The 13,983-nt window shown below is 66.5% G+C and carries 15 protein-coding genes and 2 tRNA genes; 8 read left to right on the forward strand and 9 right to left on the reverse strand.

The genetic code is table 11. The features are described 5' to 3' along the window. Positions 1-19: 19 nt before the first annotated feature. From KAH28_RS05300 to acpS, 6 genes are read left to right on the forward strand one after another with little or no spacing between them, the layout of a single operon-like run. Positions 20-394, forward strand: coding sequence for a DUF4845 domain-containing protein (locus KAH28_RS05300; protein WP_290574893.1), 375 nt, complete (start codon positions 20-22; stop codon positions 392-394). After that, positions 391-1,059, forward strand: coding sequence for a ribonuclease III (gene rnc / locus KAH28_RS05305; protein WP_290574894.1), 669 nt, complete (start codon positions 391-393; stop codon positions 1,057-1,059). The genes KAH28_RS05300 and rnc overlap by 4 nt, the downstream gene beginning before the upstream one ends. Continuing rightward, positions 1,052-1,933, forward strand: coding sequence for a GTPase Era (gene era, locus KAH28_RS05310; protein ID WP_290574896.1), 882 nt, complete (start codon positions 1,052-1,054; stop codon positions 1,931-1,933). The genes rnc and era overlap by 8 nt, the downstream gene beginning before the upstream one ends. 3 nt (positions 1,934-1,936) lie before the next feature. Next, complete coding sequence (recO, locus tag KAH28_RS05315) at positions 1,937-2,647, forward strand: DNA repair protein RecO (RefSeq protein WP_290574897.1); 711 nt, start codon at positions 1,937-1,939, stop codon at positions 2,645-2,647. After that, positions 2,644-3,390 carry a pyridoxine 5'-phosphate synthase gene (gene pdxJ / locus KAH28_RS05320; protein WP_290574899.1) on the forward strand — a complete coding sequence of 249 codons (747 nt, stop codon included), beginning with the start codon at positions 2,644-2,646 and terminating at the stop codon, positions 3,388-3,390. The genes recO and pdxJ overlap by 4 nt, the downstream gene beginning before the upstream one ends. Beyond that, positions 3,387-3,782 carry a holo-ACP synthase gene (gene acpS / locus KAH28_RS05325; protein WP_290574900.1) on the forward strand — a complete coding sequence of 132 codons (396 nt, stop codon included), beginning with the start codon at positions 3,387-3,389 and terminating at the stop codon, positions 3,780-3,782. Before pdxJ ends, acpS begins: the two co-directional genes overlap by 4 nt. On the opposite strand, the gene KAH28_RS05330 is transcribed toward acpS, so the two are convergent. Further along, the gene (locus KAH28_RS05330) at positions 3,771-4,295 is read right to left on the reverse strand and encodes an RDD family protein (protein ID WP_290574903.1); all 525 of its coding nucleotides are present in this window, start codon (positions 4,293-4,295) and stop codon (positions 3,771-3,773) included. The two genes, acpS and KAH28_RS05330, sit on opposite strands and share 12 nt — an antisense overlap. Positions 4,296-4,411: 116 nt before the next feature. Between KAH28_RS05330 and msrA the strand changes: the two genes are divergently transcribed. After that, the gene (msrA, locus tag KAH28_RS05335) at positions 4,412-5,050 is read left to right on the forward strand and encodes a peptide-methionine (S)-S-oxide reductase MsrA (RefSeq protein WP_290574905.1); all 639 of its coding nucleotides are present in this window, start codon (positions 4,412-4,414) and stop codon (positions 5,048-5,050) included. 52 nt (positions 5,051-5,102) lie between these two features. On the opposite strand, the gene KAH28_RS05340 is transcribed toward msrA, so the two are convergent. From KAH28_RS05340 to KAH28_RS05370, 7 genes are all read right to left on the reverse strand, one after another. Further along, positions 5,103-5,567, reverse strand: a complete 465-nt coding sequence (locus KAH28_RS05340; protein ID WP_366918127.1) for a type IV pilin protein — start codon at positions 5,565-5,567, stop codon at positions 5,103-5,105. Beyond that, positions 5,549-9,850, reverse strand: coding sequence for a PilC/PilY family type IV pilus protein (locus KAH28_RS05345; protein ID WP_290574909.1), 4,302 nt, complete (start codon positions 9,848-9,850; stop codon positions 5,549-5,551). The genes KAH28_RS05340 and KAH28_RS05345 overlap by 19 nt, the downstream gene beginning before the upstream one ends. 35 nt (positions 9,851-9,885) lie before the next feature. Continuing rightward, positions 9,886-10,446 (reverse strand): pilus assembly protein, encoded by a 561-nt coding sequence (locus KAH28_RS05350; RefSeq protein WP_290574911.1) that lies wholly within the window; start codon positions 10,444-10,446, stop codon positions 9,886-9,888. Beyond that, positions 10,443-11,558: a PilW family protein gene (locus tag KAH28_RS05355; RefSeq protein ID WP_290574914.1), complete on the reverse strand. Its 1,116-nt coding sequence runs from the start codon at positions 11,556-11,558 to the stop codon at positions 10,443-10,445. The genes KAH28_RS05350 and KAH28_RS05355 overlap by 4 nt, the downstream gene beginning before the upstream one ends. A 2-nt stretch (positions 11,559-11,560) precedes the next feature. Continuing rightward, positions 11,561-12,034, reverse strand: a complete 474-nt coding sequence (gene pilV, locus KAH28_RS05360; protein WP_290574924.1) for a type IV pilus modification protein PilV — start codon at positions 12,032-12,034, stop codon at positions 11,561-11,563. Further along, a complete protein-coding gene (locus KAH28_RS05365) occupies positions 12,034-12,531 on the reverse strand; it encodes a GspH/FimT family pseudopilin (protein ID WP_290574916.1) in 498 nt (165 codons plus the stop codon). Before KAH28_RS05365 ends, pilV begins: the two co-directional genes overlap by 1 nt. Before the next feature lie 176 nt (positions 12,532-12,707). Beyond that, positions 12,708-13,223, reverse strand: a complete 516-nt coding sequence (locus KAH28_RS05370) for a GspH/FimT family pseudopilin (RefSeq protein ID WP_290574918.1) — start codon at positions 13,221-13,223, stop codon at positions 12,708-12,710. A gap of 246 nt (positions 13,224-13,469) precedes the next feature. Here KAH28_RS05370 and KAH28_RS05375 point away from each other — a divergent pair. Continuing rightward, positions 13,470-13,545: transfer RNA gene (locus KAH28_RS05375), tRNA-Thr, on the forward strand. Between the two features lie 189 nt (positions 13,546-13,734). On the opposite strand, the gene KAH28_RS05380 is transcribed toward KAH28_RS05375, so the two are convergent. Continuing rightward, a tRNA-Ser gene (locus KAH28_RS05380) sits at positions 13,735-13,824 on the reverse strand. Positions 13,825-13,983 lie beyond the last annotated feature (159 nt).

The raw sequence follows: 13,983 nt of genomic DNA on the forward strand, positions 1-13,983 counted from the left end.
CAATCGGGGAGACGCGCGCATGAGACGATCCGAACACGGCATGACGTTCTGGACCCTGCTGGTTCTGATCGCGCTGGGTGCCTTCATCGTGCTGCTGGTGATGCGCAGCGTCCCCGTCTATCTGAACCACATGAAGGTCCAGAACGCGGTCCAGAAAGTGGCCAACGATCCCGAGAGCGCCAACGCCACCGGGCCGCGGCTGCGCTCGAGCCTGCAGCGCTTCTGGGACATCGAGCGCATCCAGCATCTGGATGCGCGCGACGTGTCGATCGAGCGCGGTCCGGAGCGCGAGGTGATCCTCGCGTACTACTACGAGGCGCGCGTTCCGCTGATCGCGAACATCGATCTGGTGTTCTACTTCGAGGACGAAGCGGTAGTCGGCAGGGGGCCGTGAATCGCGAGCACATCTACAAGCGGCTCGGATACCGCTTCCGGGATGCGGCGCTCCTCGAGCAGGCGCTGACCCATCGCAGCGCGGGGCGCGGCCATTACGAGCGGCTGGAGTTCCTCGGGGACAGCCTGCTCAATTTCGTCGTCGCCGAAGTGCTCTACCGCCGGCTGCCCGACGCGAGCGAGGGCGATCTGACGCGCATGCGCGCCGCCCTGGTGCGCGAGGAGACGCTGGGCGGGGTGGCCAACGACCTCGCCCTGGCCGACGCCGTGCAGCTGGGGGGCAGCGCGCTGAAGAGCGGCGTGTACCGCCGCCGCTCGGTGCTGGCCGATACCGTCGAGGCGCTGATCGGTGCGGTGCTGCTCGATGCCGATCTCGAGACCGCGCGCGCGTGCATCGAACGCTGGTGGGCCGACCGGCTGGTCACGCTGCCCGATCCCGAGACCCTGAAGGATCCCAAGACGCGGCTGCAGGAATGGCTTCAGGGCCGCTCCCGGCCGCGTCCGGAATATGCCGTCCTGGAAGTGTCCGGTCCGCCGCACCGGCAGCACTTCCGCGTCGCCTGTCAGCTCGCCGACAACGATGCCGCGGTCGAGGGCACCGGCGCCAGTCGCCGCGGCGCCGAACAGAATGCAGCGCGTGCCATGCTGGAGAAGCTCGATGCGTAGTGGAATGGTGGCGGTGCTCGGGCGCCCCAACGTGGGCAAGTCGAGCCTGGTCAATGCGCTGGTGGGCACCAAGGTGTCGATCGTCGCGCGCCGCCCCCAGACCACGCGCCATCGCGTGCAGGGCGTGCACAACGGGCCCGAGCTGCAGATCGTGTTCATCGACACGCCGGGCCTGCACGAACGCGAGCACCGGGCGCTGAACAAGGTGCTCAACCGCTCGGCGGTCAGCGCCATCGAGGGGGTCGATGCGGTGCTGCATGTCGTCGAAACCGGCATCTGGCGGGACGACGATGCGCTCGCGCTGAGCCGTGCGGCCGGCGCCGGTGTCCCGGTCATCGCGGCCCTGAACAAGGTCGATCACCGCGCGCAGAAGCAGGAGCTGTTGCCCGAGATCGCGGCCCTCCAGGAGCGTCACGCCTATGCCGACATCGTTCCGGTGTCGGCCACGCGCGGCGAGAACCTGGACCGGCTGATCGCGGTGCTGGCCGAGCGCATGCCCGAAGGCCCGATGCTGTTCCCGCCGGATCAGATCCAGGGTCACGACCTCGCGTTCACCATCACCGAATGCGTGCGCGAGAAGCTCACGCGCCTGCTGCGCCAGGAGCTGCCCTATGCGCTGAGTGTCGGGATCGAGTCGCTGGAGGACAGTCCGGGCCTGCTGCGCGCCCGCGCCGTGATCTGGGTCGAGCGCGAGGCGCAGAAGAAGATCGTGATCGGTGCCGGTGGCGATACCGCCAAGCGCGTCGGTACCAGCGCGCGCCGCGAGCTCGAGCATCGACTCGGCAAGAAGGTGTTCCTGCAGACGCACGTCCGCGTCCGGCCCAACTGGAGTGACGACCCGGCCGCGCTGCGCGCGCTCGGCTACGAGGACTGACCCGTGAGCGGCGCCGAGCGGGTGGCCGACGAAGCCGTCTTCGTGCTGCTGCGGCGCGCCTATCGGGACAGCAGTCTCCTGCTCGAGGTCCTTGCGCACGACCACGGCCGCGTCGGCGTGGTGGCACGCGGTGCGCGCGGCAGCAAGCGCGGCAGTGCACCGGCGCTGCTTCAGCGGTACCGTCTGAGCTGGCAGCGGCGGGGCGAGCTGGCCACGATGACGGGGGCTGAAGTCGATGGAAAGCCGTATGCGCTGGGCGGCGAGCGCACCCTGTGGGCGTGGTATGCCAACGAGCTCCTGATCCGGGCGCTGGCGCGCGACGACCCGCATCCGGGCCTGTTCGCGGCCTACCAGAGCCTGCTGGCAGCGCTTGCCGGGACCGGCGACGAGGCGTTGTACGCCGGCGCGCTGCGGGCCTTCGAGTGGCAACTGCTCTGCGAGCTGGGGTATCGGCCGTCGCTGCCGGACCGCGGTCTCGATGCGGCGGCGCGTTTCGAGTACGACCCCGCATCGGGACCGCGTCCCGAGCCGGACGGTACGCTCACCGGCGCGGGGCTGACCGCAGCACTGAGTGGCCGCTTTGACAGCGCGGATGCGCGCGGTGCGGCTCGCGTGGTCTTTCGGGCGCATCTGCCAGAATTGATCGGCCCCCGACCACTGCAAACCCCCGCCATGCTGCGGCGCCTGCGCGCCGTGCGCGAGACCGCCCCATGACCCGTCATCACGCTCCCGATCTGCGACTCGGCGTCAATATCGATCACGTCGCGACGCTGCGCCAGGCGCGCGGTACCACCTACCCGGATCCGGTCGCGGCCGCCCTGGTGGCCGAGGGCGCGGGCGCCGACGGCATCACCGTGCACCTGCGCGAGGATCGGCGACACATACAGGATGCCGACGTCGAGCGACTGCTCGCCACCGTGAACGTGCCGCTGAACCTGGAGATGGCGGTCGTGGACGACATGGTCGCCATCGCCGAACGCCTCTCGCCGCCGCGGGCCTGTCTGGTGCCGGAGCGACGGGAGGAGGTCACCACCGAAGGCGGCCTGGATGTCGTGGGACATCGGGACGCTGTCACGCGGGCCGTTGCGCGGCTCGACGCGGTGGGGACGCGGGTGTCGCTTTTCGTCGACCCCGATCCGGGCCTGCTCGATGCGATTCGCGCCACCGGCGCACCGGCGGTCGAGATGCATACCGGTGCCTACGCAGAGGCATCGGCCACCGAGCGCGCGGGCGAGCTTGCGCGACTGCGCCGCTTCGCGCGCGAAGCGGCGGCCGCCGGGCTGGAAGTGCATGCCGGGCACGGTCTCCATGTCGACAACGTGGGTGCGGTGGCGGCGCTGCCCGAGGTCGTGGAGCTCAATATCGGCCACGCGCTGATCGCGGAAGCGGTCTTCCAGGGACTGCCGGCCGCCATCGCGGCGATGCGCCGCGCCATGCTTGCCGGGCGGCGCGGATGATATTCGGGGTCGGCGTGGATCTCGCACGCGTGGAGCGCTTCCGGGCGGTCTGGGAGCGTCGCGGCGAGCGCTTCGCGCGCCGCATCCTGCACTCGCTGGAACACGAACCCTCCGCCGCCGCCGGCGATCCCGCGCGCGATCTCGCCAAGCGGTGGGCGGCCAAGGAAGCCTATGCCAAGGCGCTGGGGACCAAGATCGGTCGCATCGCGGCGCATGACATCGGCCTGCTGCGCGATCCGGACTCCGGTGCCCCGCGCATCGTGCTGTCCGAGCACGGTGCCGCCTTCTCGGAGCAGCGCGGCGCCGGTCGCGCGCACATCAGCCTCAGCGACGAAGGCGATCTGGTGATCGCGATGGTCGTGCTCGAGCCCGCCGGCCCCTCAGGCGTCTGATGCGCGCGCCTTGAGTGGCGGCGTGAGGACCATTTCGCCACCGGCGATCAGATCGTGCAGCGCGCGCCGGCTCGCGAGCAGTACCAGCAGCATGCAGAAGGCGGGGAGCAGCAGAAGGAGCAGCCAGGCGGGCGCGTGCTCGGGGTCGCGGAAGGATGCGAAGACCCCGACCACCGTCGGCAGCATGCACAGGACCAGCATGACGAAGAAGCGGGCCGTGGCCTGGGTGAGGGTCACCGGCATGTCGCTGTCCGCGCGCCGCAGGCGCACGCGCCAGACGCGCATGCCCAGGGTCTGGCCGCCGCGCGTCCAGGACATCGTGAAATAGAACCACACGGCCAGCACCATGAGCGCCTGCAGCGCGCCGCGTCCGGATACGCCGATGAAGGCCGTGGCCGGCGTCACCAGGACCGCCACGCTCATGCAGATGGCCACCACCAGCAGGCCGTCGTACACCGCCGTCATCAGGCGGCGCCAGAGTGGCGCGGGCAGGGCGAGGGCAGGGGTGTTCACGGACGAGAGGATACCGCCGTCACCGGCGCCGCGCCGCGGTGTTGCGGTTTCGACCCGCTATCGCGCGTGCGCGTTCGCGCGTCACAATGCACGGCCAACCGTCGCGGAGACCCTGCATGTCCGATACCCCGAATGCGCCCGCCTGTCGGTGGCCGGGCGCCGCCGCCGATCATTCCGGTTTCCCCGATCCCGGTCGCGACATCGCCGCGGGCGATGCGCACAGCGCGGAAATCGTGCTCGCGGGCGGGTGCTTCTGGTGCGTGGACGGCGTGTTCCGGGCCGTCGAGGGCGTGCTCGAGTCGGAATGCGGGTATTGCGGCGGGGCCGCCGAGACCGCGAACTACCCGCGCGTGTGCCGCGGTGACACCGGTCACGCGGAAGCCGTGCGGCTGCGCTACGACCCGCAGCGCATTTCCCTCGGCGCACTGCTCAAGCTGTTCTTCAGCGTCGCGCACGACCCCACGCAGCGCAATCGGCAGGGCAACGACGTGGGGCCGCAGTATCGCTCGGCGGTCTTCGTCGCCGACGACCAGCAGCGCGCGGTGACGGAAGCCTACATCGCGCAGCTCGATGCCGCCGGTGTCCTGGATGACCCCATCGTCACCACCGTAGAGCCGCTGGAGGCATTCCACCCGGCGGAACCCGAGCACCAGGACTACGCGGCCCGCAATCCGGGCGCGGGCTACGTCCGCGTCGTCGCGAAGCCGAAGATGGACAAGCTCGAGAAGCAGTTCGCGGGGCGCGTGCGCAGCTGACGCGCAGACATCATGCATGCGGGATGCGGGGCGCCGATCGCGCCCCGGCCCGTCACCAGCAGTCGTGCGTGTCGGTGGTGACGCTCCCGTCCGAACCGCGCTGCCCGAGATGGTTGATCCGCATGTCGGGGCATCGGCTGTCGTCGTTGTCCTTGCGATCCGCTTCCAGCGTGAATGCGGTCGCGGTGAGCGTCACCGCCGAAATCGTGTAATGGCCTTCCTCGGTGTCATAGGTGCCTCCCGAGTCGAGCGTGCCGGCGATGGTGCAGTTGTCGGTGTCGTTGTAGGCATTGAACTGCGTGTAGCAGCGCTCCAGCCGCTGCGCGGCATCGCTCAGCGCGGTCTTCGCCTCGGTGCGCTGGCTCTTGAGCACCTGCTGGCGATAACTGGGATAGGCGATGGTCGCGAGGATCGCGATGATCGCCACCGCGATCATCAGCTCGATAAGTGTGAAGCCCCTCGTCCGATCACTACGGCCGTTGTCGGAGCGAATGCGACCTACTGCAGCTGGCGCCACGATTGCCTCCCGAGTTCGTCGGTGCCGGAGATCTCCTTGATCACGCCAATGTCTCCGCTCGATCCGGAGGTGTACTTGTACTCGACTTCGCCCGCGGTGATGATCGACGGTTTGTTGATGATGCCGATCTCTGAGCCCAGGCCGCTTACGGGCAGCATGAGTGAGTCCTCATCTCCTTCCGCGGCATCGACATAGTCCTGATCGTCGAAGTTGTCATCGTCGTTCAGGTCGAAGATGGAGCGACCGAAGTTGCCGCCGTCGATCGCGTCCAGCTCCATGAGCCAAGATGTGCCCCCGAACTCGCACGGACTCGGGGAGGGAATCAGGGTCGAGAACACGATGCGTCCGAAGCGGATCTGGGCCTCGGAGACGACGCGCTCGCCTTCGAAGCCGTTCTCGGGTGAGATCAGGTTGAGCACGAAGCCCTTGTCATCGGCGGCACGCTCGTTGGTCGATACCGCCCGGACGTTGACGCCGAATCCGGGTGCTTCCCCCTCATAGACGATCGTCTGCAGCGTCAGATCGTCGCGCGAGACGGTCTCGTCGTTGTCGTGGATGCCGTAGAACGAATGGCGGGTGTCATCCGCCCCGACCTGATCATCACCTGTGCGGAAGAATGCGCCGGTTCCGAAGTAGACCATCTGGCCACCGTCCGGATGCCGTCCGACTTCAGGACGCGCCGTGATCGCCTGCGGATCGGCCTCGTCTTCCTCATCGCTGTCGACGGCCGTGAACAGAGGCTTGGGCGTGTTGCCCTGCTTGAAGGCCACGTCCCACTGGTTGGTGTTCGCGCTGTCGACATCGAACCGCCACATGTTGCCGTGGAGGTCACCGGCATAGATGTAGTCGGTCGTGCGGTCGCCGTCGATGTCGACCGGAATGGGGCTGGAGAGCCCGTTCTTGCCGAGGTCGCCTGAAGCACCCGCCTCGGTGTCGATCAGCACGAAGTCGGAATTGCCGCCGAGTGTGCCGTCCACACGTTGCAGGATGAGGGCGGCTGTGCCTTCGCTGCTGTTGTAGCCGTTGCCGATGATCGCCCAGTAGCTCCCGTCCTGCATGCGCGCGATGGTCGGCTCCGGCACGGATACACCGAAGTGGTCGACAAGGTCGTTGTTCTCGTCGCCGGTCATCTCCCACAGCACGTCGCCGGCTGTGAAGCTGGATGGCGTGGAAATGTCGAGCAGGAATACTGACTTGCCGCCGGCCCCCACGCTCCCGATCAGGAGCGTGCGCCAAGTGGCGCTGACGCGCGCATCGAATACGCGTGGTGAGCCGTCCACGTAGTAGCGATGACTGTAGCCATCAAGGGGGAGTTCGCCGAGGTCGGCGTAGATGCCCTCCGGAACGTAGGCAAACAGCTCGTCGCCATTCTCGGCATCGAATGCGTGCAGCATGCCCCCGTTCGACCCGACGTAGACTGCGGGGGTGCGATCGCTCTTGCCCGTCAGGTAGGCGGCATAGCTGGCCCCCTCGAGGCCGTCCAGGGCGTCGAAGCCGAAGTCCTCGGTGGCCGAGAAGGTCGGGTTCGAATTCACGATGTCGCTGAGGCTGCCGCTCATCTGCCGCAGATTGGCGTCGCTGCGATCGCCACGGAGCCATTCCAGGATCGGTTCGCCGCCCAGCGCGGATTGCTGGGCATTGCTCAGATTGGCCCACTGGAATGCGACCCCGTCGCCCGAATCGCTGTTCCTCGTGAAGATGCTGCGGTTGCCGGGAAGGGGAATCTCGTCAGCGGCATTCCACTCTGGATTCGCGGAGACGCTGCCATCCCCCTCGTTTACTTCGTACGCGAGCAGCTCTCCGCTCCAGTCCTCGGAGTTGAACCGCGCCTGATAGACCAGCGTACTGGTGGAAAGCCGCGTGGCGTTGGTGGAGATCGCCGACGCGCTGCCGATCGCTGCGGCGATTTCGGAAAAGACGGTGGAGAGGTTCTCCTCTAGCTTGGCGGGATTCCGGACGAGGAAGTAGTTATCCGGCGATCCATCGCCGTCCAGGTCCCACTGCTCGCTCTGCGACGGGGTATCGCCGAGCGACTTGTCAAAGCCGCCCCATTTGGCCGCATACCAGAGCGGATCGCGTAGCAGGCCGGCGGAAGAGGTGCCGGGCGTCAGGGTCTGGGTCATCGGGTCGGGCTGTCTGCCCGGGTTGTCCGCGGGATCGACGATCACGCTGAAGTTCTGATTGCCCGGCCGGTATACCCAGTCGGACAGACCGTCCGTCGTCGAGCCGGTCGTGAGGAAACCGAAGCGCAGCGAATAGCCGGCGATCGCCTGGACGACGTTCACGGTGACGCGGACATCGCCGTCGTCGACATTGCCCGGGCAGGCATCTCCGACGCAGACGAGCAGGTCCGACGCGCCATCCATGTCGTAGTCGCTCCCGTACGACGAATCCTCCCAGAACGTTCGGAAGTGCCCGGCCACAAGGTTTCCGTCGTTGTCGTACTCGACGTCGAGCACGTCGGTCTGGATGGCGTTGCAGGTGATGTAGTTGGTGCCGTTGCTGGACGACTGGCAGGTTGGAAACAGCTCGATCTGCCCAAAGCGCAGGCGCGGTAGAGGCTCGGCCAGATTGATGGCGAAGGTCTTGACATTCTGGTCGCGCGGATGCTCGGGGCGAATATCGCTCGTCCAGCCGTGCTTCGCGAGCCCCGCGACCGAGTAGCCACCCAGCAGGCTGCCACCCTGCGGGCAGATGCCCAGCGCGTCGGAGAGGCCGTCAATGCCCTCTGCGGTGCACTGCTTGCCGGTGCCACCGAGGATGTACGAGCCGGAAAGCCCTTCGCCGTCACCGACCTCGTCGGTCTGCGCATCCACCGCCGAAGCGCCGCTGAGGCCCGCAATATCGCTGGCGTTGCCGAACTGCCCCTCGTTGCCGCCGTCGTGCGTCGTGACGCCGGACGACAGGAGGATGACGCTGGGGTTCGCGCAGTAGCCATCCTGGGGCAGGGGGTCGCGCCACGCACTGACACGGGGCAGTCCGCTCAGTCGGCTATCGCTGCTGCCGGTATCGAATGCCGAAGTGGGGCCGGCGGCCCCCGAGAAGTAGCGAAGGGCCTCGAGCATCATCTCGCCGACCGGATTGCCCCAGCTGGTGCATTTGTTGTCGGTGATGCTGCTGATGCCCGGGTTGTTGCAATTGTCCGAGAAGGAGTTTCCGCTGTAGTTCCAGTGCGTGATCCGCAGCCGATTGATGGCATTGACGATGGTCTGATCGCTGGGGCCATTGTTGAGGAAGATCCCGGTATCCGGGTCGATCTCGTTCTCGCCGGCCAGCGAACCGGAATTGCCGGTGATCGGGCCGATGTTGCGGCGCAGTACGCCGCCGGACGTATTCTTCTCGTAGCTGCCGGTGAGCAGACCGAAATCGATGCGCCCGTCCTCGCCGAACTCGTGGATGAGTCCGGTGGGCTTCAGCGTGCCGTTGGTCTGGTCGCCGGGGTAGCTCTTGCAGTGCTCTTCGGCGATGCCCGGGCGGCAGACCTCGACCAGGACGTCGAAGGTATCGAGCTCATGGTCATCGTCGTCGGGGTGGGCGGAGTTCGGGCTGCCGCCGGCCTTCTCGTCGCGCCAGGCACACTGCTTGACCTCGGTGGCGGCCCATGTCGGCCAGGAGCCTCGGGCTACGCGGATCGTGGGTTCGTCGGCATCGGTGTCCACCTGATCCGATCGGTCGCTGGTCTTCCAGGTCACGTTGCAGATGGAGATGGCGTCGTCGTCGTAAGGCGTCAGATCGTCGAGGTCGTTGCCATCGTAGATCTTCACGAAGGCGTGCGCGCTGTTCGGGATGAGCGCGCGCTCGAGAATCGTGATCTGCTCGGTGTCGTCGGTGCGCTTGCCGCCGTAGAGCACGCGCCGGACGATGTCCATGCGCGTCATCGTTGCCCAGTTCAGGAAGTTGCCGCTCCAGTCGTCCCCGTCGGTGCAGTAGTGATTGTTGGGGCCGACGGCGGGTTCCTCCGGCTCGAATCGGTCGTTGCCGCTGGTCTCGTAGTCGTAGCAGGTATTCGGGTCGAAGTAGCCGTAGTACTCGAAGGTGTCCGTGTAGGTGTTGTTGATGGCACCGTTTCCGGTCAGGTCCGAGTAGTCCGGATAGGCTTCCTTGAACATCTCGTGGTCCTTGGACAGGACCAGCATCACCTTCGGCGGGAGCGTGTCCGTCAGGAACAGCGGGGCCTGCGAGATGCCGATGTCGGCGGAAACGGTGCCGCTGATCAGCATGACGAGGATGCCGAGCGGCTTCCGAAAGTGCCGGCGCGTGGTGGGGCGGTATCGGTCGGTCATTCTGTTCGCTCCAGGCATGCTGCAGTGCTCGGTTCTCAGCGGCGGTATGTTGTCTGCAGGATCACCACGGCATCCTCCGTTCCACCCTCCGCGCGTGCCGTGATCCGGAAGCGGCTGTTGGGCTCGACGGGCTCGTCGGCGGCTAGACTTCCGCTGGGGTCCGGCGCGAGTGGCAATTCCTCGATGATGTAGCGCGGTGCAGCTCCCTCGAGGGCGACGTCGTCATCCCCCGAGTACTCGGCCGTATTGTCGGCCCCCCAGAGGTAGTCCTGATGAGAGGCATCGTGGAACCAGTATCCTTCCTTCTCCCACTCCGGCATGAAGGGGTGGAGGCCGCCGGGTGCGTCATTGAATGTCGGGAGCACAGGGTCCTGCAGGAAGGCTTCCGCCTCGCGCAGCGCGGCCTCGGCCTTCTGCAGGGCGACATCCTTGTCGCGGAGGTTTCCGGCCATGCGTTCCTGCATGCTGCTGCCCTGCATCGCGGTGATGCCGATCAGCGCTAGCAGCACCAGGAAGATCAGCGAAACGGCCAGGGTACTCCCCGCTTCATGCGAAGCGTGGGTCGTCGGCGGGCTCGGGAGCAAGCGTTGAGTCATGGTAGTTCGTTGCGCAGGGCGACGGTCAGGGTCATCACCTGGCGCGCACGGTTCTCTTCAGTCGGCGTGATCGTGGTGTGCGCCAGAGTGAAATCGGTAAGCTCGGTCTCGGTCGGAACGCGAGTGTCGTTGCGGAGCAGCAACGCGATGCGAACCGCGTGGACCGCCGCCCAATCAGGCACGACGGCAGCGCTCAGGTAGCGGTCTACTTCGCGATCGGCGTCGTCATCCACGCCATAGGCGATCTGCATGCTCTCCACGCCGGCGACCAGCTCTTGGGGATTTGCCGTACCAGTGCGCTTGGCTTCGTCGAGGCGAAGGCGGTAGAGCGCCGGTTCCGGCGGGGTGGACGCGTTGGTGCGCAGGAAGAAGGCCGTGCTGGTCCAACGGTAGATGTTCGAGTCGTCGTCGTATTCCTGAGTGAAGCCGCCCGAGGGATTGATATTGCCCGGCGAGTGTCCGGCGGCGGTCCCCTTCGGCAGTGAGCTCGCATTCTCGTTGCTCGTCTTCATCCACAGGTCGCCACCGGCGCAACTCGACGTGACGGCCATGATGATCGCGCCCTGCGGGATGCCGGTAGCGTCGGCAGCATTGACGGTGTTCGCGGGGGGACCCGGATTGCCCTGCAGCTCGACATCCAAGGGCTCCGAACTGTTCACGATGATGATGTCGGATCCGGGCAGCACGGTCCCGATTTCCGCGGGAACCGCCTCCCCGGTCGACGATGTCCAGGTCGTCGAAGTGCCGGCGATGTAGCTGTCTCCGGGCGCCGTACTCGAGGCATCCCAGCCGGTCACGGTGCGATCGCCGTAGATGCTTGTCACGTAACCGGAGCCGGCCGGATTCAGCCAGTTGAAGATATTGTTCGAGCAGCCCGTGTATCCGGCCATGCGCAGTTCCCGGGCAAGGAATTGCGTGGCGAAGCGCCCGTTCTCCTGAACCCGCGACAGGGCCTCCTGGTAGCTGTAGGTGGCTCGCATGCCCAGGAAGACGCTGATCACCGTCCCGATCAGAACCAGCCCGATCACCATCGCGATCATCAGTTCGATGAGCGTCAGGCCACCCTGATGCGAACGAGCGGGAACGCGATTCGTACCGAACGTACCGAGCATGATCACAGCTCCGTCGAAACACCGAAGACGAGCAAGTCATCGTCGGCGTCCCGGGTGTCCCGCCAGCGCACCTGGACGGTGACGGTATTGCCGTCACGCAAGACGCGGCCCTCTCCCCCCGGGAGCAGGCGGGCGACATCGCACCGCCAGCCGAGCAACTCGTTGGCGGGAGATGCATCCACTTCGTCGAAGTCGCCGCCGCTGCAGTCCCCTCCGGCAAAGGTGTCGGAATCGAAATCTCCGCTGCGCGCCGCCTGGCGTTTTGCCCGCAGGCGATCGGTCATGTCGTACGCGAGGTTGGTTGCCTGGCTGCGCAGCAGGGAACTGTGGTTGAACTTGAGCGAATTCCATTGCAGCCCGGCCAGGCCGAGCAGACCGACGGAAAGCACGAGTACGGCGATCAGAACCTCGATGAGCGTCACGCCACGCGAGGCGTTCGGCGGCACGGTACGGTCGCTCGGCCTGTGCATCGGCATCAGCACGTCGCTACGCCCTTCTTCAACTCGGTTCGCCCGACGTTGTTGACGCACGCCATTCGAGTCGGCACGCCGGATGCGGTGTAGCTGAAGCTCGCCGAGGTCACGGCCTGACCGGTACCCATGAATGACTGGCTCTGCGGGCCACTGAGTGCGGCCGGCCCGGAAAGCGATTGCCAGACCCGCAACAGGTCAGTTGCATCGCCCGGCTCGCCATCGCCATCGGCATCACGGAAAACGACCCATCCGACCGACCAGTCGGTGCCGCCGGTGCACGATGTCTGATTGCTGGACGGACACATGGACACCGTCGTCCCGCGTCGAATGGCCTCTGAGCGTGCGAAGGTCAGCGCGCTCACCAGCGTGTTCGTCTGCGTGGCGGCCCGGTTGCCCTGCATCAGGCTTCTGAACCCCGGAACCGCGACAACGGCCAGGATCGCAGCGACCGCGACCGTCACCAGCAGTTCGATGAGCGTGAAGCCTGTGGTTGGTCTCATATTGCGTGACGCTTACACCGATTCGGCGGACGCTGCACGGGCGGCGCGACGGACGGTGTCCGTTGACTGCTCTGTGCGTGTCGCTTTTTTGCCGGCGCGTTGTAAGAGCCGTCTTCCCCCGAAGCTTCCGCGCAGTCTCGCCGGCGTTGCCGGTGCAGCGCAACCCTCGTGTGATTTCACGGCGCACACGCCTGCTCGGCAACCCGCGGACGGCCAGTGGCGTTGATGATGATGCGGTGCTCGGAGTCTTCTTCGCAGAAGCGTACGCTTCCCATCATAAGGGCCCCGCTATCGGTGCGCGCCTGTCCCGTCGGGATATAGCTGAGATAGGGCTCGGCCGTAGCGCCGAAGCGGAACTGGATGTCGATTCCGCCCATGTCGGGCGCGAAGCTGCGCAACACCGGTGCGGTGGCTGCGTATGGATCCGGACCGGCGACCACGAGCCATCCGTCGTCGAAGTCGGCGCCGGCTTCGCACTTCTGTTGATCGGAGGTAGCGCACACGGCCACCCGCACGCCGCGGCGCGCTGCTTCCGAGCGGGCGAAGTGCACACTGGCAAGGAAGCTGTTCACTGCGGTGTTGACCCGCATGTCCCGAACCAGGCTGGTGAAGGCCGGAACGGCCACCGTGACGAGGATGGTAGCGACCGCAACGGTGACCATGAGCTCCACCAGCGTGAACCCGATGCTCATCCGGCGCGGTGTAACGGATCGACTGTACAGGCGTGCTGTGTGCGGGTAGGGCAATGTCGGCTCCCGGATCGAACCAGACGCCGTAAATTACTATCAAGTAGAGCGCGATGCACCCTGATCGTCATGGCTGGTGCGTGCGATCCGTTCGAGTGCAATGCTCGGGTGCCGCCGGCGCTCCTTCCTGACCGGAGGACATGCTTGGGAATACCGGTTGGCCTGCCGCTAGTGGTAAGATTCCACAAAGTCGCCGGCGTAGCTCAGCTGGTAGAGCAGCGCATTCGTAATGCGCGGGTCGGGAGTTCGATTCTCTCCGCCGGCACCAGAACCCGCAGCGTTCCGCGACACTCGTCGCGGTTCCGCTGATGTCGCATGCATGGCTGCACGCCATGAGTCGCGACTGGCCGCGATGGCCGTTTCGTCACACCATTCCGATGACCGTGCCGCGCTGGCTGAGCGAGGCATGTCCGAATGCCGTGCGGGCCTTCGGGCCATGCGGTGCCGACGCGCGAAGTGGCGGAGAGGGTGGGATTCGAACCCACGGTGCCCTCGCAGGCACGGCGGTTTTCAAGACCGCTGCATTCGACCACTCTGCCACCTCTCCGGAACCGCTACATGCTGGCACGATGCCAACCTGGCCGCAGTCACTAGACTCGGCGTCCTGCCTCGTCAAGTGACCCGGCCCGGGCCGTCCTGGCCCGGGCGCTCGCGGCGCTGCGACTTGCCGCTGGCGAGTCGGTCGCCGGTCGCCCACTCTGCCACC

Origin of the sequence: Algiphilus sp. (assembly GCF_023145115.1) — a bacterium.
Taxonomy (GTDB): domain Bacteria; phylum Pseudomonadota; class Gammaproteobacteria; order Nevskiales; family Nevskiaceae; genus Algiphilus.